The organism is Betaproteobacteria bacterium (assembly GCA_016720925.1).
In the GTDB taxonomy this organism is placed as follows: Bacteria; Pseudomonadota; Gammaproteobacteria; order Burkholderiales; family Usitatibacteraceae; genus UKL13-2.
Map to the genome: position 1 here is coordinate 1 of JADKJR010000004.1, position 19,596 is coordinate 19,596.

Annotated in this window: 19 protein-coding genes; 13 read left to right on the forward strand and 6 right to left on the reverse strand. The window is 57.2% G+C overall.

Translation table 11 applies throughout. The features are described from left to right. Positions 1-201: 201 nt before the first annotated feature. Both IPP88_06265 and IPP88_06270 read right to left on the reverse strand, forming a co-directional pair. A complete protein-coding gene (locus IPP88_06265; protein ID MBL0122337.1) occupies positions 202-426 on the reverse strand; it encodes a hypothetical protein in 225 nt (74 codons plus the stop codon). A gap of 154 nt (positions 427-580) precedes the next feature. Continuing rightward, positions 581-1,333 carry a hypothetical protein gene (locus tag IPP88_06270; GenBank protein MBL0122338.1) on the reverse strand — a complete coding sequence of 251 codons (753 nt, stop codon included), beginning with the start codon at positions 1,331-1,333 and terminating at the stop codon, positions 581-583. A 366-nt stretch (positions 1,334-1,699) separates the two neighbouring features. Here IPP88_06270 and IPP88_06275 point away from each other — a divergent pair, with 366 nt between their 5' ends. From IPP88_06275 to IPP88_06285, 3 genes are read left to right on the forward strand one after another with little or no spacing between them, the layout of a single operon-like run. Next, positions 1,700-2,218 carry a low molecular weight phosphotyrosine protein phosphatase gene (locus IPP88_06275; GenBank protein MBL0122339.1) on the forward strand — a complete coding sequence of 173 codons (519 nt, stop codon included), beginning with the start codon at positions 1,700-1,702 and terminating at the stop codon, positions 2,216-2,218. 2 nt (positions 2,219-2,220) lie between these two features. Continuing rightward, complete coding sequence (locus IPP88_06280; protein ID MBL0122340.1) at positions 2,221-2,889, forward strand: NAAT family transporter; 669 nt, start codon at positions 2,221-2,223, stop codon at positions 2,887-2,889. A 1-nt stretch (position 2,890) separates the two neighbouring features. Then, positions 2,891-3,475, forward strand: coding sequence for a peroxidase-related enzyme (locus IPP88_06285; protein ID MBL0122341.1), 585 nt, complete (start codon positions 2,891-2,893; stop codon positions 3,473-3,475). A gap of 85 nt (positions 3,476-3,560) precedes the next feature. On the opposite strand, the gene IPP88_06290 is transcribed toward IPP88_06285, so the two are convergent. Next, complete coding sequence (locus IPP88_06290) at positions 3,561-4,172, reverse strand: 2-hydroxychromene-2-carboxylate isomerase (GenBank protein ID MBL0122342.1); 612 nt, start codon at positions 4,170-4,172, stop codon at positions 3,561-3,563. 88 nt (positions 4,173-4,260) lie between these two features. Continuing rightward, on the reverse strand, positions 4,261-7,083 hold the full coding sequence (locus tag IPP88_06295) for an Rne/Rng family ribonuclease (GenBank protein MBL0122343.1): 2,823 nt from the start codon (positions 7,081-7,083) through the stop codon (positions 4,261-4,263). Positions 7,084-7,817: 734 nt separating this feature from the next. Between IPP88_06295 and IPP88_06300 the strand changes: the two genes are divergently transcribed. The 5 genes from IPP88_06300 (at position 7,818) to IPP88_06320 (ending at position 14,243) form a co-directional block, all read left to right on the forward strand. Continuing rightward, positions 7,818-8,807, forward strand: coding sequence for an RluA family pseudouridine synthase (locus IPP88_06300; protein MBL0122344.1), 990 nt, complete (start codon positions 7,818-7,820; stop codon positions 8,805-8,807). A gap of 14 nt (positions 8,808-8,821) precedes the next feature. Continuing rightward, positions 8,822-9,481 carry an HAD-IA family hydrolase gene (locus IPP88_06305; GenBank protein MBL0122345.1) on the forward strand — a complete coding sequence of 220 codons (660 nt, stop codon included), beginning with the start codon at positions 8,822-8,824 and terminating at the stop codon, positions 9,479-9,481. After that, positions 9,460-9,846 (forward strand): Rieske 2Fe-2S domain-containing protein, encoded by a 387-nt coding sequence (locus IPP88_06310; GenBank protein ID MBL0122346.1) that lies wholly within the window; start codon positions 9,460-9,462, stop codon positions 9,844-9,846. The genes IPP88_06305 and IPP88_06310 overlap by 22 nt, the downstream gene beginning before the upstream one ends. Positions 9,847-9,855: 9 nt before the next feature. Continuing rightward, positions 9,856-10,824: a S49 family peptidase gene (locus tag IPP88_06315; GenBank protein MBL0122347.1), complete on the forward strand. Its 969-nt coding sequence runs from the start codon at positions 9,856-9,858 to the stop codon at positions 10,822-10,824. A gap of 218 nt (positions 10,825-11,042) precedes the next feature. After that, positions 11,043-14,243: a PAS domain S-box protein gene (locus tag IPP88_06320; protein MBL0122348.1), complete on the forward strand. Its 3,201-nt coding sequence runs from the start codon at positions 11,043-11,045 to the stop codon at positions 14,241-14,243. A 160-nt stretch (positions 14,244-14,403) separates the two neighbouring features. On the opposite strand, the gene IPP88_06325 is transcribed toward IPP88_06320, so the two are convergent. Beyond that, positions 14,404-15,123, reverse strand: coding sequence for an SAM-dependent methyltransferase (locus IPP88_06325; GenBank protein MBL0122349.1), 720 nt, complete (start codon positions 15,121-15,123; stop codon positions 14,404-14,406). Next, positions 15,120-15,704 (reverse strand): septum formation inhibitor Maf, encoded by a 585-nt coding sequence (maf, locus tag IPP88_06330; GenBank protein MBL0122350.1) that lies wholly within the window; start codon positions 15,702-15,704, stop codon positions 15,120-15,122. Before maf ends, IPP88_06325 begins: the two co-directional genes overlap by 4 nt. Before the next feature lie 70 nt (positions 15,705-15,774). Here maf and IPP88_06335 point away from each other — a divergent pair, with 70 nt between their 5' ends. The 5 genes from IPP88_06335 to fabD all read left to right on the forward strand — a co-directional run bounded on the left by IPP88_06335 (position 15,775) and on the right by fabD (position 19,591). Further along, complete coding sequence (locus IPP88_06335; GenBank protein ID MBL0122351.1) at positions 15,775-16,305, forward strand: hypothetical protein; 531 nt, start codon at positions 15,775-15,777, stop codon at positions 16,303-16,305. 60 nt (positions 16,306-16,365) lie between these two features. Beyond that, complete coding sequence (rpmF, locus tag IPP88_06340) at positions 16,366-16,548, forward strand: 50S ribosomal protein L32 (GenBank protein ID MBL0122352.1); 183 nt, start codon at positions 16,366-16,368, stop codon at positions 16,546-16,548. Positions 16,549-16,620: 72 nt separating this feature from the next. Further along, complete coding sequence (gene plsX / locus IPP88_06345; protein MBL0122353.1) at positions 16,621-17,691, forward strand: phosphate acyltransferase PlsX; 1,071 nt, start codon at positions 16,621-16,623, stop codon at positions 17,689-17,691. Next, on the forward strand, positions 17,688-18,647 hold the full coding sequence (locus tag IPP88_06350; GenBank protein ID MBL0122354.1) for a ketoacyl-ACP synthase III: 960 nt from the start codon (positions 17,688-17,690) through the stop codon (positions 18,645-18,647). The genes plsX and IPP88_06350 overlap by 4 nt, the downstream gene beginning before the upstream one ends. An 8-nt stretch (positions 18,648-18,655) precedes the next feature. Next, complete coding sequence (fabD, locus tag IPP88_06355; GenBank protein MBL0122355.1) at positions 18,656-19,591, forward strand: ACP S-malonyltransferase; 936 nt, start codon at positions 18,656-18,658, stop codon at positions 19,589-19,591. Positions 19,592-19,596 lie beyond the last annotated feature (5 nt).

Below are 19,596 nucleotides of genomic sequence, written 5' to 3' on the forward strand. Positions count from 1 at the left end.
CCTTTGTTCACGGGAGTTTTGTGCCGGCTGGCAGCGGCGAAAATACATAGATGTCTGGAAGACTTTCTTCACTGAACCTGCAAGACAACGATCGATTTTCATTTGCCAGACAGGTCAATCTGCCGGCGCTGAACGTCCGACCGTTTTCGCAAGAGCCGCTCTGAAAATCTAGATTCATCCCTCCACTTGGCGCAATCACCATTACACCAGCTTGTCTGCATTGGTTTTGATGCCCGGAAACGACGCATTCGGAAAAAAGACACTCTTCGCGGCTTTATCGGCGGCCACACAGAAAGTCACAACATTGTGATAGTTCTTTTCGCTAAGATGATGCTGCCAGCAGGCATGCGGATCCCTGAGAATTTCAGTGTTTGCACATCCGGCGAGAGCTATGGTTATCAATACCAATACAATTGAGACACGCACGATTTTCCCTTTTTTCTTGACGAATCGAAGCTTTGCGCTGCTATATGTAATTCGTTCAAGTCGCTAAATTGGACTCAATTTGTATGCTTTTGACTGTATGCCTACACTGCGTTTGAAACATCAACCATCCCGCGCTCCCACAAAAATCTCGTCCCTACTTCACCGCGCCTATTCCAGCAACCAATCCCTTAACAGCCACCGCGACATCGCGTGTGACAAGTTGATTGATCAGGCGGACCTTGTCGGCCGACGTCAGTGCGCGCCACGGCTCGCCGATGTCTTGCTCCGCTCGACCGGAACCTGCCATGAAATAGGCAGCCACTTTTTTCTTGCCAAGGATGCGGCAAGAAGGAAAGTCGACCAGCGTGACTTCCATGAATGCAAATGGGGCAATGAATCCTATGCCTCCCTGGCTTGTTGCACCCGTTTTCGGATCGACAGTATGTGTACTCCAACTGCCATCCAGATAGAAGCCGAGACCTTCAAGCTTGCCTGCGCCATCGTAAGTTCCGTTCGCAAACATGAAGGATGCATCGTCGCGACGTTTGCCGATCAGCACGAGTTTTGTGGCGCCCTGTTCACGCAACGCATCTTTGATCGCGTCCGGGATTGCCATTGTCTCGCCCTTGACCTCGAAGAGCGTGGCCTGCTTGTCGAATAGCACTTGGCTGCGCGTACGGAGCGCGGCGACTTCGACCTTCGGTACGGCCTCGCGAATCGCATTTCCTGCCGCCGTCACTGCCGCTTCATCGAATATCGGGTCGGTGATCGGCAGAGGTTGGTGGATGTTGCTGTCGAGGCGTGTGCCCGTTTGCAACTGCCGGATCACGATATCGAGCTGGTCGCCGATCAACGAAAGAATCGCATAAACCGGTGTTTCCGCGGGGCGGGGACTGGGCAAATGCATTTTCAGCGACGCCGCCCAAAAGCCCTGAAACAAGTACCACCAACTTTATCCAATGTCGCATGTATTTTCTCTCAAGACAATGCAGTCTGGTCCGTATTCTGTCCCAATTCTGGATTGGCGTAACCTACCTGTTCAGGTAGGAATTGACCAATTGCACAAACTTGTGCCTTTCCGTTCCTGGCCGAAACGAGCCCTTCGCAAAGTGAATTTAACAGGAGCCTGCCTGCCGCGCTACAAGGATTAATACTCCCACACTTGGGCGGTGTAAGTGATTGATTGTATTATGACGAGATGGGACGTTTTCACACCTGTCCTGCGTCAGAAATGTCACAAAAAGACGCGGGCCATAAAACTCTTCACCTCTGAATGTATACGAAAAAAACCAGCGTCATCTTCATTTGCATGGGCAACATCTGCCGCTCTCCCACTGCCGAAGGGGTGTTCCGCAAACTGGTTGGCGAAAGTCCACTTGCCGGCAAGATGGAAATCGATTCCGCCGGCACGCTTGGCGCGCACGCCGGTGCAAAGCCGGATCCGCGCGCCATCGCGCTCGCCGCGAGTCGAGGCTACGAGCTGGAAAAGCTGCGCGCCAGACAGGTGGCGGAGGCGGATTTTTTGAAGTTTGATTACGTGATCGCGATGGATGTGCAGAACTTCCGGCACCTTAAAGCGGTGTGCCCGCCGGAGCAGGCGCACAAGATCGAGTTGCTGCTGGGATTTTCGCCGGATGCCGGCGCGCTGGAGGTTCCAGACCCGTATTACGGGAGCGCGGCGGATTTTGAGCATGCGCTCGAGTTGATCGAGCACGGCTGCAAAGGCCTGCTTCGGCATATCACCCATCCGCACGCCGCCCGGCCGAAACCACCACGGAAGCACGCAGGCTGATCATGGAAGGACTGTTGTCGCTCGCCGCGTACGTCAAGATTTTTGTGGCGATGATCGTCATCGTCAATCCGCTCGGCATCATGCCGGTGTTCGTGGCGATGACGGCTTCGCAGAATGATTTCCAGCGCAAGACCATCGCGCGCATCGCCGCGATCACCGTCGCCGCGACGCTGTTGATCTCCGCGCTGCTGGGCGAACGCGTGCTGGCAGGTTTCGGTATTTCGCTGGCGAGCTTCAAGGTCGGCGGGGCCATCCTCATTCTGCTGAATGCGGTAGCGATGATGCAGGCGATGCCGGCGCGCGACAAGCAAACACCCGAGGAAGCACTCGAGGCCGAGGACAAGGCCAGCATTGCCGTGGTGCCGCTGGGGATTCCGCTGCTGGCGGGACCGGGTGCGATGTCGACCATCATCATTTACGCCAGCGAAAAGAAATCGGCATTGCACTTGTTGGCGGTGGCCGCCGTGGCCATCGGCGTTGCGCTGGCGACGTGGCTGGCGTTGCGTTTGGCCATTCGTATTGGCCGCCGCATGAGTACCACGACTGTCAACGTTGCCACACGCATTATGGGCTTGTTGCTGGCCGCGCTGGCTGTGGAGATTTTCGCGGGCGGCATCGTTGAGTTGATTCCTGCATTGGGCGCGCCGGATTTATTTCGATATGGAAAATGACATGAACGCAAACACAAAACCCATCAGCCGATATCCCATTCCCGCATTAAGTGACCTTCCCGCCGACCTGCGTGAACGCATCGAAAAGGTCCAGGAAAAAGCTGGCTTTGTGCCGAATGTGTTTCTGGCGCTTGCGCATCGGCCGGATGAATGCCGGGCATTTTTCATGTATCACGATGCCTTGATGTTGAAGGAGGGCGCGCTGACCAAGGCGGAGCGCGAGATGATTGTGGTCGCCACCAGCGCGGCCAATCACTGCATCTATTGCATCGTCGCTCACGGCGCGATCCTGCGCATCTACGCAAAGAATCCGCTGATCGCCGATCAGGTTGCGGCAAATTACTTGAAGGCCGACCTGAGCGCCCGGCAGAAGGCGATGCTGGATTTCGCCGTGAAGGTCGCAACAGAAAGCCACCGGATTGCCGACGCCGATTTTGCGGCGCTGCACGCGCATGGCTTCAACGACGAGGACGTGTGGGATATCGGCGCGATCGCCGCGTTTTTCGCGCTGTCGAACCGCATGGCCAATCTCACCGGCATGCGCGCGAACGATGAGTTTTATCCGATGGGGCGGAAGCTTTCATAGCACTACGAAACGAAGATCGCCATTTGGCGGGGGTGTCAAGACGTTTTCGCCCGGAAGGCCGCGCCAGTGCTTGAGTTTGTGTCGCCTAGAATCCGCCCGTCGCCAGCCATGCATCAAGTTGATCCAGCCTGTCGTTCCCCCAGAATGGCTCGCCATCGACGATGAAATACGGCGAGCCAAATACGCCTTTGGCCAACGCGGCATCAACTTCATTCTTCAATCGTTCCTTGACGGTGGGGTCGGACAAGGCGGCCAGCACCTGCGCGCGATCTTCGCCGAGGGACGCAGCAATATCCGCGACTTTTTCCGCTGAGGAAATATCGATGCCCTGCGCGAAGTAAGTGGCGTAGCAGGCCATCGCGAATTGATGCGCCTTCACTGGATCACGATCATTGAGCCAGTAGAAGGCGCGCGCGGCATTCTGCGTGCCGATGGGAAATATTTCTGGATGTTTGTACGGAATTTTCATGAAACGCGCCGTGCGCGGGATGTCGCGACTGGCATAGGGCCCCTTGAGGGGAATGCCGAGCAGCGGTGCGGTACCCGCGGCCTTGAACATGGGGCCAAGCAGAATGGGACGCCAGTTCACGCGCCGCTGGTGGTGCGCGGCCAGTGCGTTGATGCGGGTTGCGGCGAGGTAGCCATAGGGGGAGGAGAAATCGAAATAAAAATCTATTGGCGTTTTGGTGTCGGGCATATGTCCTCCGTTTGAATAATCATAATCGAATCTCCAAAAGAAAAAACCCTGTCCGCGGGGACAGGGTTTTTCGGCATGCATTCGAAATTTACGGCGTTGTTTGTTCGGGTTTGCTGACCGGCTGCGTTTCGACAAACACCAGCGGTTCCGTTACCGTGTCGCGCGGCTTGCGCGGTCGCGGTGTGCGGCGGCGCGGTGCTTCTTCCTCCGCCGCCGGCAGCATGCTTTGCACTTTGTCCGCGGCGGTCTCGATAAACACCAGCGGCGCACTTTCTGCGCTGCTGTTCTGGCGTGGTCGTTGGCGCGCCTGACGCGGCGCAGAAGGTTGTTCGTCCGCAATCTGATCGACTGGCGCGGCAATGACCGGCGCAAATGCGGGTGCCGGCGCTTGCTGCGGAGCGAGGATGGCTGGCGAAGGCTGCGCTGGCTCGACAGCGGCGACGACCACAGGTGGTAATGGAGGTGTGGATCGTTCCATTGGCACATCAACAGAAGGGGGCAATGCCGCCGGGACGGATTCCTGCACCATTATCGCTGTTGCAACCGATGCCGACACCGCGGCAGCTGGCACAACGTCAAATTTACCTGCTGCCTGGGGTGCGGCAAGCATAGCCGAGCTGGTTTGCGCTGCTTCTGCTCCAGTCACCGCGGGCATGGCTTGCGAATCGCCAGGTTGAACATTCGGTTGCGCGCCTGGTTGTGCATTTGCCTGCGTTGTACTTCCACGCTCTTCCCGGCCTTCGCGTCCATCGCGTCCGCCACGGCCACCGCGACCACGACGCCGGCGTCCACGACCTTCACCTTCTTCAGCGCCTTCAACGGGACGGGCTTCCAATGCCGGCTTGGCAGGTTGCTGCTGACGCGGTTTTTGCGTTGCTGCTTCCGGCGTGCGTGGCTCTTTTGAATCGACGGGTGATTCATTGCGCGCGTCGCGACGTGGCTCGTTTGGTTTGCGGCCATCGCTGCGGGGCGGACGATCGCCACGATCCTGTTGCCCGGCCGCTTGATTTGGCCCGCGGTCCTTGCGCTCGCCACGGTCGCTACGCTTGCGGTCACCGTCGCCGCTGCCGCCACGACCACCGCGTCCGCCGCGGTCATTGCGTTCACTTCGCTCCCCACGGTCATTGCGTCCTTCACGTTTTGCCGGACGCGTCTCGGCGATCGGTTGCGGCGCTGGTGCGGGTTCCGCATCAAACATGCTCATGAAGCGTTTCCACAAAGACGGTGCGGCGGCCGCTGCGGGTTGGACGGTGGCGTTTGCGCGATGGCGCTCGGGCAACGGGTCCGCGGCCATTGGTGCCGGCTGCGATGGCGTAATGCCCTTGACCAGCGGCTCCGGGCGGCTTGGCTTGGCTTCGACCTCGGCGGCCTTTGCGGCCACTTCTTCGACCGGGCGATTGACCATCTCGTAGCTTGGCGTTGCCAGATCCAGTTTCTCCGAATCACTACGCAGACGCTCCATCTCGTAGTTCGGTGTTTCCAGATGGATGTTGGGGATCAGCAGAACGTTGACCTTGAAACGCATCTCGATCTGGTGAATGTCCTGGCGCTTCTCATTCAGCAGAAAGGTGGCAACGTCGACCGGCACCTGGGCGTGTACCGCGCCGGTGCCTTCCTTCATGGCCTCTTCCTGGATGATGCGCAAGATGTGCAGCGCCGACGACGCGGTATCGCGGATATGGCCGAGACCATGACAACGCGGGCAGGGAATGTATGACGATTCCGACAGCGCCGGTTGCAGGCGCTGGCGCGAGAGTTCGAGCAGACCAAAGCGCGAGATCTTGCCGGTCTGGACGCGCGCGCGGTCGTGATGCAAGGCATCACGCAAACGGTTTTCCACTTCGCGCTGGTTCTTGGTTGACTCCATGTCGATGAAGTCGATGACCACCAGTCCACCGAGGTCGCGCAGGCGCAACTGGCGGGCAATTTCGTCGGCCGCTTCGCAATTGGTGCGGAACGCGGTCTCTTCGATATCGTGGCCCTTGGTGGCGCGCGCCGAGTTGACGTCGATCGACACCAATGCTTCGGTGTGGTCGATGATGATGGCGCCGCCCGATGGCAGCGTGACATCGCGGCGATACGCGGTTTCAATCTGGTGCTCAATCTGGAAGCGCGAGAACAGGGGAACGTCGTCATGATACAGCTTGACCTTGCCGACGTTGGCCGGCATTACGGTCGACATGAACGACTGCGCCTGTTCGAAAATTTCTGGCGTGTCGATGAGGATTTCACCGATGTCCGGCTGGAACAGGTCGCGGATCGCGCGAACGACGAGACTCGATTCGAGGTAGATCAGTTCCGGGCCTTTGACTTCCTTGGCTGCGCCCTCGATGGCTTCCCACAATTGAATCAGGTAATTCATGTCCCACTTGAGCTCTTCCGCGTTGCGGCCGATGCCGGCGGTGCGGGCAATGACGCTCATGCCTTCGGGGATCTCAAGTTGATCGAGCGTTTCGCGCAATTCCGTGCGGTCTTCACCTTCGACCCGGCGCGAGACGCCGCCGCCGCGCGGGTTGTTGGGCATCAGTACCAGATAGCGGCCCGCAAGCGAAATATAGGTCGTCAGTGCCGCGCCCTTGTTGCCACGCTCATCTTTTTCCACCTGAACCAGAATCTCGTTGCCGACCTTGAGGTTCTGCGCGATTCGGGCACGCGTACCTTCGCCGCTTTCGCCCTGCACATATTCGCGGGTCAATTCCTTGAAGGGCAAAAAGCCGTGGCGTTCACCGCCGTAGTCGACAAAAATTGCTTCGAGGGAGGGTTCGACACGCGTGACGACCGCCTTGTAGATGTTGCTTTTCTTCTGCTCCTGGCCAGCGTGTTCGATATCCAGATCGATGAGCTTTTGCCCGTCGACGATGGCAACCCGAAGCTCTTCGGCCTGGGTTGCGTTAAATAGCATGCGTTTCATAGTTCTTCCTCGATTGCTTATAGCGCGCTTATTCAGCAAACGAGCGGAGGAAGATGAACAAAACGGGACGCGCCACCCGTGAAGAGCGGGGCGCTCAGTCGGCGACGAGAGCTACTGGCGCGCGGCTTGCATGAAACGGCCAGACTCACCCGCTGCGATCAATGGATCGAGCGGCATCAGATATTGATTGAGGTGATGTCCAGATTTCATGAGGAGCGTGCGTTGCGTCGACTGTTTTGTGTTTCGGCTTGCGGATGCAATGTTCCGCCGCAAGCTGCGAAGTACCCGTGGTGATTTGCCCGCGATGTTTTGTACTGCACCGCGAAACCACCGAATTGTTCATCTTCACGCCACCCGGTGCTGCTATCCGCTTCGCGGACGGTGCGCGTAAATCGTTTAGTATCGCTACTTGTTTGGCCCAATGAAATTGAGGCCGGCGGTGAGCAAAAAACGACCGCCCGTTTTCCGTTTGCGGCAGGGCTTGGCTTGCGCTGGCAGTAGGTCTTGGGAACTGCGCGGGAAAGCGAAACGTCCGGCGAAACGGTGATTCGGCACGACATCCTCAAGTTGCGGTCAGCGGCTTTTTTCAGGCTTTTGGCCTGAGGCGCGGATGACTGGCAGATTCCCTGCAACTGGTTGGGACTCGCTTCAAAATCAACGAGATATGAGTATAACCTAACATGCCGCATCGCGGAAAAGATTCTCCAGCGGGAAAGCCGGGCAACGTTGAGGCAATGGCTGCCGCCGCCAGTTTTGTCACGGTCGACGAGAGTTCTGCGGGGCAGCGCCTCGATAATTTCCTCGCAACGCACTTGAAAGGCGTCCCCAAGAGTCACGTTTACCGCATCGTGCGCTCCGGCGAAGTGCGGGTAAACAAGGGGAGGGTCGATGCCGCATACCGACTGGAACAAGATGACGTGGTGCGGATTCCGCCGGTGCGAATTGCGGAAAAATCACAAAACCCCAGCATTGAGGCGGCTTCGCGAGCATTTTCGGCCGGAAAGTCAGGAAATACGCGGGGCTTGACGTTGGATGTTCTGTTTGAAGACGATGCGCTGCTGGCCATCAATAAACCGGCTGGCATGGCGGTGCATGGTGGCAGCGGCATCAGTTTTGGCGTGATCGAGGGCCTGCGCGCGATGCGGCCCGAGGCCAAATTCCTGGAGCTGGTTCATCGCATCGACCGTGAGACATCGGGTGTATTGCTGATTGCCAAGAAACGCAGCGCGCTTACGGCCATGCATGCGATGTTGCGCGGCGAATCCGCCCAACGCATCGAAAAACACTATTTCGCGCTGGTAAAGGGAAATTGGCTGGATGAGCGCCGGCATATTCGCACCAAGCTCGCCAAATATGTGACGGCGGGCGGCGAACGGCGTGTCTCGGTGGATGAAGATGATGGCCAGGAGTCTCACACCATCGTAACTCGCGTGGAGAAATTGACTGGTGCAACGTTGCTGGATTGCCAGATCATGACGGGCCGCACTCACCAGATACGTGTGCATCTGGGTTCTACGGGTTTTCCGATCATCGGCGATGACAAGTACGGCGATTTCACACTTAACAAACACGTCGCCGCGATCAAGCATGGCGGTTTGAAACGAATGTTCCTGCACGCGCGCCGCATGGCATTTCCCCATCCGCTGTCGGGCGAGAAAACGACCATTGAGGCGCCATTGTCCGCGGACCTTGAAAAGTACCTCAATTACCTGCGGCAAACCTGATGGCAAAAACGGCAATGCGTGACCAGCGATATGACCTGATTGTTTTCGATTGGGATGGCACCATCATGGATTCAACCGGCTTGATTGCCGATTGCATTCAACTGGCCGCCCGCGATATGGAACTGCCGATTCCGACGCTTGAGCAGGCGAAATCCATCATCGGTCTCGGCATCAGGGATTCAACGCAAAGGCTTTTTCCGCAACTCGATGTCGCCGCGCAAACACAGTACGCACTGACGTATCGCAAGCATTTTGTGGCGCGTGATCATGAGGCACCTGTGTTTGCCGGCATTCGCGAATTGCTTACAAGCCTGGCGGCGCCTGAGCGTTTCCTCGCGGTCGCCACCGGGAAACCGCGCGCGGGGTTGGAGCGGGCGTTCGGCCATACGGGATTGAAGCCGCATTTTCACTATTCGCGGTGCGCCGACGAAGGCTTCCCCAAACCGCATCCCGACATGTTGCTCAAACTGATGGACTTCACTGCGGTGGATCCGGTGCGCACGCTGATGATCGGCGACACGACACACGACCTTGAACTCGCGCGCAATGCGGGAGTGGATGCGCTCGCGGTGACCTATGGCGCGCATCCGCGTGGCGCGCTGGCCGGCATGCCGGCATTGGGTGTGTTCGATAGCGTTGGCGAGTTGACGGCATGGATGCGGACAAACGCATAGATCAGATCCGCCGCGTGTGCCGGCGCGAGCAGCTTCCCGACAGTGGCAAAGCCGTGCGCTTCGACATCAAGCGTCACGGGCGGGAATTGCCCGCTTTTGCGATAGCCCACAATGGCGACGTTCACGCCTACGTCAATGTTTGCCCCCATCGTGGCACGTCATTGGACTGGCAGCCAGGGGAGGTGTTCGATGAAACTGGCTTATACTTGGTCTGCGCGACGCACGGTGCCCTGTTCGAACCGGATACCGGACTTTGCATCGCCGGGCCGTGTCAAGGCGCCCATCTGCAAAAAATCCCCTTGCGAATTGAGGCGGACCATGTCGTGCTGCAGCACGATATCCTGTGCAATCTTACGGACACCTGAAGCAGGCAAATGGATACACCACAAGACAATGGCAATTGGGAACGCGGCGTGCTGGAAAAGCTGGCCTTTGAATCCTTGGCGGAACAGCGGCGCAGCCGCCGCTGGAAAGTCATCCTGAGCCTGGGATGGCTGTCTTTCATGTTCCTGCTGCTATTTGTCGCAATGGGCTGGGCGGGGGGCAAGCACGAAGCAGGCACCCTGGAAAAACACACCTCGCTAATTGAGCTCAAGGGCGTGATCGCGGCTGACTCCAAGGCGTCGGCCGATAAAATCATTGGTGCCCTTCAGCAGGCTTACAAAGACAAGAATACCCAGGGCGTCGTGCTCCGCATCAACAGCCCGGGCGGCAGTCCCGTGCAAGCGGGGTACATCAATGATGAAATCAGGCGTCTGCGCGCGAAGCACAAGGACATTCCATTTTATGTGGTGGTTCAGGATGTATGCGCGTCAGGCGGCTACTACGTGGCGGCAGCGGCAGACAAGATTTTTGTCGACAAGGCATCCATTGTCGGTTCGATCGGCGTACTCATGGATGGATTTGGCTTTACCGGGGTCATGGACAAGCTTGGTGTTGAGCGCCGGCTGATTACCGCCGGCCAGAACAAGGGATTTCTTGATCCGTTTTCGCCGGCGAATCCGGAACAGCAAAAACTCGCGGGTGAGATGGTGGCTGAGATTCACCAGCAGTTCATCAAGGTGGTGAAGGAGGGTCGCGGCAAGCGTCTCAAGGAGACACCGGACACTTTTTCGGGGTTGGTCTGGTCGGGCGAGAAGAGTGTCGAACTTGGGCTTGCGGACGGGCTCGGAAGTCTCGACTATGTGGCGCGTGAAGTCATCAAAGCCGAACAGGTGGTCGATTACACACCGGATGACACTTTTTCTGAACAACTTGCGCGCAAGTTGGGAGCATCCGCGGCAGAAACGATCTGGAGCAAGCTGCTGACGGTGGGTGCATCTTTCGGGCACGCTTTGCGCTGAGTTGTCGCTTGTGTGGCGATGGTCTGTGCGCCTCGCCAGTTTTGTCAAATCAACTGATAATCCAGCTTCCGAACAAAAGTGAATCGAAAGCGAATTACTTCTATATGGCCCGGAATCTTCCATCCGAACAAATCGTGGCAGACGGATTGACGAACGATCGTTCATCGAAAATGGGGGAGCCGGATTCTGTAAATGCGCCGGGCGTTGCATGGTCGAGCATGAACCTGCGAATCATCGCCTGCTTTGCAGCGATCACACTCGTGGTTGCCCTGTTGATCGGTCTCGTTGCAGTTCGAATTGGCGCGGACAGCGGCCTGCCCGTTGACGTCGCCGATCGCATGCGCGGTGAGTTGCTTTGGTGGGGATTCGGCGCAGTGTTGCTGTCGGCGCTGCTTGGAGCGATCTTTGCCCGTCAAATAGGTGAACCAATTCGCAGGTTGACTGAACGCCTGCAGCAAGAGGACTTTCGCGATTTCGCCGTGGGCACCGGCAAGCACCGCGAGTATGCCGAACTCGAGCACCTCAGCCGCACTATTCGCCGGCTGGCGGAATCCGTGGCGGCAAGAGAGGCTGAACTATCCGAAAGTGAACGAAAATTCCGGGAGGCGTTTGATCTCGTCGGCGTCGGATTGACGCAGATAGATCGCGATGGGTGCTTTACGCTGGTCAACAGACGTTTTTGTGAAATGCTTGGCTACACCCGGGAAGAACTTATCGGCAAACGATTTGTTGACGTCACTCACCCTGACGATCAGCGCGACGATGAGGCGTTGATCCACAATACCGTCGAACTCAGGAGAGCCGCGCCGATTGCGAAAGAAAAGCGCTATGTGCGCAAAGATGGGTCGGTAATGTGGGCGCAGCGATCCGGTGTCATCGTGCGCGATGCCGCCGGCGAGCCAATATACGCACTGGGCTCGATTGAAGATATCTCGCAATATCGCGCATCCCAGGAAACGCTGCAGACGCTCAACGAATCACTGAAGGCGGTGGTCGAAACATCGCCTCTCGCCATTTACTCGGTGACGCCCAAAGGCGTTGTCACGCTCTGGAATCCGGCTGCGGAGACGATGTTCGGAGTAAGTACCGAACAGGCGCTTGGTAATGGCTCGCCGCTTGTCGCCCAGGGCAACGCCGACAAGGCGCTGGAATTGCGTCGGCGAGTCATGGCGGGTGAGACAATTTTCAACTACGAGATCACCCGCAAGCGAAGCAATGGCGCCGAAGTGGAAATCAGTATCTCGGCCGCACCGATGCGTGGTGCATCGCAGGAGATTATTGGTGTGCTGGTTATTTGCAGCGACATCACAAGCCTCAAGGAAACGTCGCGTGCGCTGGATCAGCAGCTGCATTTCACCCAGGAGTTGCTGGAAGTCATGCCCTCGCCGATTTTCTATCGGCGCGCGGAAGGTGCGTATCTGGGTTTCAATCGCGCGTGGGAGCTGTTCTTTTCCAAGAGGCGCGAAGAATGGATCGGCAAGCGGCCGCACGATTTGCTTCGAGCCGAAGTTGCCACGGTGGCGGAGATCGAGGATCGCGAAGTAATCTCTACCGGCAGGACATTGGTCACGCAAGATGTCGTGAAAGACGGACGCGGCATGGAGCGTCATATCGTCAGGCACATAAGCCAGTTCACCGATGCGGGTGGTCGCCCCGCTGGCGTGATTGGCGTGTTGACCGATATCACCGATTTCAAACAGGTTGCGGAAGCGCTGGAAGCTTCGGAAGGGCGTTTCAAGGCGTTGACCGAGAGCGCAATGGACATTGTCACCGTGCTGGACGCGGATGGCGTGATCCGATACCAAAGTCCATCGGTGAAACACTTGCTGGGCTATGCACCCGAGGCAATGATCGGCGTTTCACAATTCGATCTGGTGCATCGCGATGACGCCGAGGCCATGCGGGATACATTTCGCGAATTGCTGACGCGCGGTCAGATGGATCGTGCCATCGAATTTCGTGTCGTCCGAAGCGACGGTGAATGGCGCACTTTGGAGGCGATTGGCAAGAACTGCCTCGACGTGCCCGAGGTGCGGGGAGTGATCGTTAACACGCGCGACATCACCGATCGCAAGAATATTGAAAAGCGTATCCAGCATTTGGCGTTTCACGATGCGCTCACTGGACTGCCGAACCGATCGTTGATGCAGGATCGCGTTTCGCAGGCGATTGGCCGCGCGGAGCGCTCCGGCAAGCGGTTTGCGGTGATGTTCATCGATATTGACAACTTCAAGAATATCAACGACACGCTCGGTCATGATGTGGGTGACGAGTTGTTGCGCCAGGTGGCGGAAAGGTTGATCGATTCGGTGCGCACCCATGACACCATCGCACGCCAAGGGGGGGATGAATTTATTGTGCTGCTGGATGAACTTGAAGGACACCAGGGCGCGACCCGTGTAGCGCAAAAAATCCTGGAGGCACTGCGTGCGCCATTCCAGATTGGCGGAGCGGACCAACATGTGTCGGGCTCCATCGGTATCGCTTTGTATCCTGATGATGGTCGCGACCCGCCCACGCTGCTCAAGAACGCCGATACCGCGATGTTCCATGGCAAAGCCCTGGGGAAGAACACCTATCAGTTTTTCACGCCGCAAATGAACATTGTCGTCAAGCGTCGTGCGGCCATGGAATCCAGCCTGCGGGCCGCCGTCAAGAATGGCGATTTCACGCTTGTTTACCAGCCGCAGATTGATCTAAATACCGGTGAAATTATCGCGTTTGAAGCGCTGGTGCGATGGGTGTCCGAGGATAGCGGCACCATGATGCCCGGCGAGTTCATTCCTCTTGCCGAGGAAACCGGGCTAATAAATGAAATCGGCGAATGGGTGCTGCGGGAGGCTTGCCGGCAAGCTGTTGCCTGGCGGAAGGAGGGCTATCCGCAACGAAGAATGGCAATAAATCTTTCTGCGCGCCAATTGACCGATAAGGGTTTCGTCGAATTGCTGGTTGGAATTCTCGCGGAAACGGGACTGGACGCAGACTCGCTTGAACTGGAAATCACCGAGAGCCAGGTCATGCGGCAGGGTGAAGTCAGCGTCATGCTGCTCAATGAAATTGCCGGAATGGGCGTGCATCTCGCGGTGGATGATTTTGGCACCGGATACTCCAGCCTTTCGTATCTGAAACGCTTGCCCATCGGCAAGTTGAAAATTGATCAGAGTTTTGTCCGCGATATCACTGTCGATCCAAACGACACGGCCATCGTGGTCGCCATCATCAGCATGGCCCGAAGTCTGGACCTCGATATCATTGCCGAAGGTATTGAGACGTCCGGGCAATTGACGCTATTGCGCGCCAAAGGTTGCAGCGTGGGCCAGGGGTTCTATTTCAGCGTGCCGATGTCGGCGGATGATCTCGTGCCAATTCTTGCGAAGAAATCGATTTTCGAGCAATCAGCGGCCGCGCTGGCTACTTGAAGTAGCGGCGGTCCGGCCCCCGGGATAGGGCGACTATTTGCGCGAAACAGCGCTGGTTCACATGCATCACATACGCAACGGCGAAATTGTCGCGTGCCGACGCGCAAAAGCGCTACCGGTTTCATTGTGATTCAGGTATTCCGCCTGGCCCCGCAGGCTGTTAGGCTAGCAACAGAAACATCGCTGGAGTCCTGCGCGCATCGATTGGTGCCTTGCGCCACGCGGCAACCGGTTGCTGAATGATGGTTTGCGTTGGCCCTGTCAGATCGCTTGCGACGCATAGCCGCGTCGCCGGTGTCAACGTAGCAATCAAATCCCCCAGCAAGGCATGATTGCGATATGGCGTTTCAATAAACATCTGGGTCATGTTGCGGCGCCGGGACTCCTGTTCCAGTTCCTGGATGGCCTTGATTCTCGCGACCTTTTCCTGTGGCAGATAGCCGTGGAAGGCGAATTTCTGGCCATTGAGACCGGAGGCCATGAGTCCGAGCAGAATGGACGAAGGCCCCACCAGCGGCATGACGTTGATGTGTTGGCGATGCGCCAATTCAACAATCGTGGCGCCGGGATCGGCGACGCCCGGTGCGCCAGCCTCCGATACCAGACCAACATCGTTTCCCGCCAGCAGGGGATGGAGCAATTCGGCTAATTCACTCTTGTCTGTGCGGGTGTTCAACTCCCGTATCGACACTTCCTGTAGCGGTCGTGCGACACCCAGTGCTTTCAGAAATGCACGGGCCGTCTTCGCATTTTCGGCAATGTAGAAGTCCAGCCGCAAAGCAATGGCGATCACTTCTTCAGGCAGGATCACGCCGGGTGCGAAGGGTTCGGACAAGTTCACCGGAATGAGAAACAAGGTACCGCGCTTGTTTGTGTTCATGTCAGAACACCAAAGCCTTCGTTATCGAGCATGTTGGCGAGTGTAATCAACGGCAAACCGACAAGAGACGTTGGATCAGCGCTGTGCATTTCCGCTATCAAGGCAATGCCGAGTCCTTCCGACTTGGCACTTCCGGCGCAATCCAGCGCGTCCTCGTGTTTGAGATAATGTTCGATTTCTGCGTCCGAGAACTGCCGAAAGCGCACGGTGGTCGGGACAATCGATGACTGCACGTTTCCGGTTTCGGTATTGAGCAGCGCGATTCCGCTGTGAAAAACCAGTGACTTTCCGCGCATAAGGCGTAGTTGCAGGCGGGCAGTCGAAACATTGCCGGGTTTGCCGATGGGCGCACCATCCAACTCAGCGACCTGGTCCGAACCGATTATCAGCGCTCCGGGGAACGCTTTCGCGACACTACGGGCTTTTGCCATTGAGAGTCGTTCCGCTGTTTGCGCAGGATTTTCATTCGGCAGGGGTGACTCATCGACGTTCGGTCTGGCAACTTCGAACTGGATTTGCAGCCGATGCAGTAATTCCGCGCGGTAGCGTGAGGTCGATGCCAGGATAATTTTCTTCTTCAAAATCAATCACTTTTTGACTTTTTGTCGGCAAAATCATATCATGGCGACCCACCAGAGAGCCATATTCCGAATGTCCGAGATCATCCAGGTTGAACGATTTACCCGTCAAATGCAGTCTATTTCGGGTACTTACGCCCCCGGACAACTCACGCGGTTGGCAGAATATTTGGCAGGTGCGGACGGTGAAATCCGGTATGCACTGTCCGGCCGCGAAGTCTCGGAGCTTGGTGGTAGCCAGAAGCGGTGCATTAAGTGTATAATTTCAGGTTGGTTTTTGGTGACTGATCCGGCCAACCTGAAGCCGACAAAGCATCATCTGGCGATTGAAAGCAGTTTGGTGGTGGTCAGGGACGAATCCGGGTTACCTCCGCTGGAACTGGAATCCGAAGATGAAGATTACATCGTTTGTTGGCCCGAGATGAATGTGATGGAACGGGTTGAAGAAGAGATTCTGCTCGATTTGCCATCTGCTTTGGCTATAAGTCCACAGCCACCTGGCAAACGGGAAGGGTTTGCAAGCGCCAATGCAGGCACACCAGACAATGCACCAAATGCGAGAGTTTCCCCCTTTGCTGGCCTTGCAGAGTTGAAACGAAAATAGCGCGACAACAGACGAATCAGATAGATTAAATTTGACGTATTTTGATTAAGGAGAAACATCATGGCAGTCCAACAGAACAAAAAATCCCCGTCCAAGCGTGGCATGCATCGCGCGCATGACTTCCTGGCCATGCCGGCGCTGGCAGTCGAACCTACCACGGGCGAGACACATTTGCGTCATCACATCAGCCCGACTGGTTACTATCGCGGTCGCAAGGTCATCAAGACCAAGGCTGACGAATAAGCCGCGTCGCGCAGCGTCAAATATCAAAAGGTAAACTGCAAGAAAAGTCTGAGGAGGAGGCTTTTCTAATCTATGCAGACCACCATAGCAATCGATGCGATGGGCGGCGACAACGGCCCATCGGCAACCATTCCGGCGGCAATGCAATTTCTCGGTCGTTCAAACGACTGCCGGGTGTTGCTGGTCGGCAAGCCGGAGGTCATTCAAGCCGAACTCAAGCGCGCCCACTCCGATGATGTGGTGGGGCGGCAGTCGGCGCGGCTGAAGATCGTCGAAGCCACCGAAGTTGTCGGTATGGACGAAGATATTCGCTCGGCAATTCGCAATAAGAAAAATTCCTCAATGCGCATTGCAATTGACTTGGTGAAATCCGGCGATGCGCACGCATGCGTATCGGCCGGCAACACTGGCGCGCTGATGGGTACCGCCAAATTTGTGCTCAAGACCCTGCCTGGCATCGACCGGCCCGCTATTTGCGCGGCGCTGCCGACGCGGCACGGTGTCGTTTACGTGCTTGACCTTGGCGCCAACGCGCAGTGCACATCCGAGCACCTGCTGCAATTTGCGATTATGGGCGCAATGCTGTGCACCGCAGTCGAAGGCAAAGAGAATCCCACGGTAGGCCTCCTGAATATTGGATCCGAGGACATCAAAGGCAATGAGAGTGTCAAGGCGGCGGGCGAACTGCTCAAGGCCAGCCACCTCAATTTTTTCGGCAATATTGAAGGCACTGATATCTACAAAGGCACTACAGACGTCGTGGTATGCGATGGGTTTGTTGGCAATGTCATGCTGAAGACATCCGAAGGCATGGCCAAGATGATGGGTGACTTTCTCAAAGCTGAATATGCGAACGGCCTCTATAGCAAGCTGGCCGCCGCGATTTCCCTTCCCGTCATCCGGCGATTCCGCCATCGCATGGATCACCGGCGATACAATGGCGCTGCGTTGTTGGGTTTGCGGGGCGTGGTGGTGAAAAGTCATGGCTCTGCCGACGCGTTTTCTTTCTCCCATGCGTTAAGCCGCGCTGCGACTGAGGTTGAGCATGGGTTGCTGGGCTTGATTACCACAGAGATCGAACGCCTCCACGCGGAAGGTTTGATGGTGCCGCAAAAACCGATGATGGAAGCGATTGCCATATGAGCTTTTCTCGCATCATCGGTACCGGTAGTTATTTGCCGGATCGCGTGGTCACCAACCACGATCTCGAAAAGGTCGTCGACACCAATGACGAGTGGATCGTCTCTCGCACAGGTATCCGTGAGCGCCATTACGCGGCAGATGACCAGAACGCGAGCGATCTGGCGCTGGAGGCCTGCAAGCGCGCCCTGCATGCGGCGCACGTGCACGCAAGCGAGATCGATCTGATCATCGTTGCGACGTCCACGCCCGATATGGTGTTTCCTTCAACGGCCTGCATTCTCCAGGACAAACTGGGAATCAAGCACAGTGTTGCATTCGATATCCAGGCGGTCTGTTCAGGCTTTGTGTTTGGTCTGGCGACGGCAGACCAGTTCATTCGCGGCGGGTCGTACAAGTGCGCGCTCGTGGTTGGCACCGAGGTATTTTCGCGCATCATGAACTGGCAGGATCGCAGCACATGTGTGCTGTTTGGGGATGGCGCCGGTGCAGTTGTTCTGAAAGCCTCCAACGCACCCGGCATCCTGACGACGCATCTGCACACTGACGGCAGCTACCGGAATATGTTGTGCACACCGGGGACCGTCGAGAACGGAAAAGTGCGCGGAAGTCCGATGTTGACCATGGAAGGCGGCGGCGTTTACAAGTTCGCTGTCAAGGCATTTGAAGAAGTCGCTTGGGAGGCCTTGAACGCAAACGGTATGCAGCCCGACGAGATCGATTGGTTCATCTGCCATCAAGCCAACCGTCGCATCATCATGCACGCGGCGAAGAAACTCGATTTACCGGACGAAAAAGTGGTGGTAACCGTGGATCGCCACGGCAACACGTCTGCCGCGTCGATCCCGATGGCGCTGGACGTTACAGTGCGCGAAGGAAAAATCCGGGCGGGTGATAACGTCCTGCTTGCAGCGCTTGGCGGCGGCTTTGCCTGGGGCGCGGCCTTGTTGAAATGGTAACGCGACAAATGTCCAAATTCGCCATTGTCTTTGCGGGCCAAGGATCGCAATCGATTGGCATGATGGCGGGTTTTGCGGACATGCCTGTCGTGCAGCGGACGTTTGAGGAAGGCTCGGACATTCTTGGCGTCGATTTGTGGAAGCTGGCGACCGAAGGGCCGGCTGAAGCACAGAATCAAACGATCAATACCCAGCCGCTGATGCTCACGGCTGGCGTGGCCACATTCCGCGCTTGGCAGGAAGCGGGAGGTGGTCAGGCAGCCCAATATGCCGGCCACAGCGTGGGCGAGTACACCGCGTTGGTCGCAGCCGGCGCGATGACCTTTGCAGATGTGCTGCCACTGGTCCGTTATCGCGCGCAGGCCATGCAGGAAGCAGTGCCGGAAGGCACGGGTGGCATCGCGGCAATACTGGGCCTGGACGTCAAGCAGATTCGCGCTGTTTGTGCGGATGCCGCCCATGGCGAGGTGCTGGAAGCGGTGAATCTGAATGCGCCCGGGCAGATCGTCATTGCCGGCCACAAATCGGCAGTGGAACGCGGCATGGCGCTTGCCAAGGAACATGGCGCCAAGCGCGCACTGATGTTGCCGATGAGCGCGCCTTCGCATTGCACCTTGATGCGCCCGGCGGCGGAAAAATTGGCCGCCTACCTGCAGAGTGTGCCTTGCAACGTCCCCGCAACGCCGGTCATCCAGAATGCGGATGTGCAGTCATTCGCGACTGCCGCCGACATCAAATACGCGCTGTTCGAGCAGTTGTTTCACCCGGTCCGCTGGATCGAAACGATTCAGGTCATCGCGGCCGAGGGCGTGAGTAGCGTTGTCGAATGCGTGCCCGGCAAGGTTCTGACCGGCCTGAACAAGCGTATCGACAGGAACCTGAACTGCCTCGCCGTCACCGATTCCGTCTCGCTGATAGCGGCGATCGCGGCAACGCGTCAATAATCTTT

Coding starts and splice junctions, on each gene's coding strand:
- IPP88_06270 (MBL0122338.1), bottom strand. CDS start 1,333: ATGCATTTGCCCAGTCCCCGCCCCGCGGAAACACCGGTTTATGCGATT.
- IPP88_06275 (MBL0122339.1), top strand. CDS start 1,700: ATGTATACGAAAAAAACCAGCGTCATCTTCATTTGCATGGGCAACATC.
- IPP88_06280 (MBL0122340.1), top strand. CDS start 2,221: ATGGAAGGACTGTTGTCGCTCGCCGCGTACGTCAAGATTTTTGTGGCG.
- IPP88_06285 (MBL0122341.1), top strand. CDS start 2,891: ATGAACGCAAACACAAAACCCATCAGCCGATATCCCATTCCCGCATTA.
- IPP88_06290 (MBL0122342.1), bottom strand. CDS start 4,172: ATGCCCGACACCAAAACGCCAATAGATTTTTATTTCGATTTCTCCTCC.
- IPP88_06295 (MBL0122343.1), bottom strand. CDS start 7,083: ATGAAACGCATGCTATTTAACGCAACCCAGGCCGAAGAGCTTCGGGTT.
- IPP88_06300 (MBL0122344.1), top strand. CDS start 7,818: ATGGCTGCCGCCGCCAGTTTTGTCACGGTCGACGAGAGTTCTGCGGGG.
- IPP88_06305 (MBL0122345.1), top strand. CDS start 8,822: ATGCGTGACCAGCGATATGACCTGATTGTTTTCGATTGGGATGGCACC.
- IPP88_06310 (MBL0122346.1), top strand. CDS start 9,460: ATGGATGCGGACAAACGCATAGATCAGATCCGCCGCGTGTGCCGGCGC.
- IPP88_06315 (MBL0122347.1), top strand. CDS start 9,856: ATGGATACACCACAAGACAATGGCAATTGGGAACGCGGCGTGCTGGAA.
- IPP88_06320 (MBL0122348.1), top strand. CDS start 11,043: ATGAACCTGCGAATCATCGCCTGCTTTGCAGCGATCACACTCGTGGTT.
- IPP88_06325 (MBL0122349.1), bottom strand. CDS start 15,123: ATGAACACAAACAAGCGCGGTACCTTGTTTCTCATTCCGGTGAACTTG.
- IPP88_06335 (MBL0122351.1), top strand. CDS start 15,775: ATGTCCGAGATCATCCAGGTTGAACGATTTACCCGTCAAATGCAGTCT.
- rpmF (MBL0122352.1), top strand. CDS start 16,366: ATGGCAGTCCAACAGAACAAAAAATCCCCGTCCAAGCGTGGCATGCAT.
- plsX (MBL0122353.1), top strand. CDS start 16,621: ATGCAGACCACCATAGCAATCGATGCGATGGGCGGCGACAACGGCCCA.
- IPP88_06350 (MBL0122354.1), top strand. CDS start 17,688: ATGAGCTTTTCTCGCATCATCGGTACCGGTAGTTATTTGCCGGATCGC.
- fabD (MBL0122355.1), top strand. CDS start 18,656: ATGTCCAAATTCGCCATTGTCTTTGCGGGCCAAGGATCGCAATCGATT.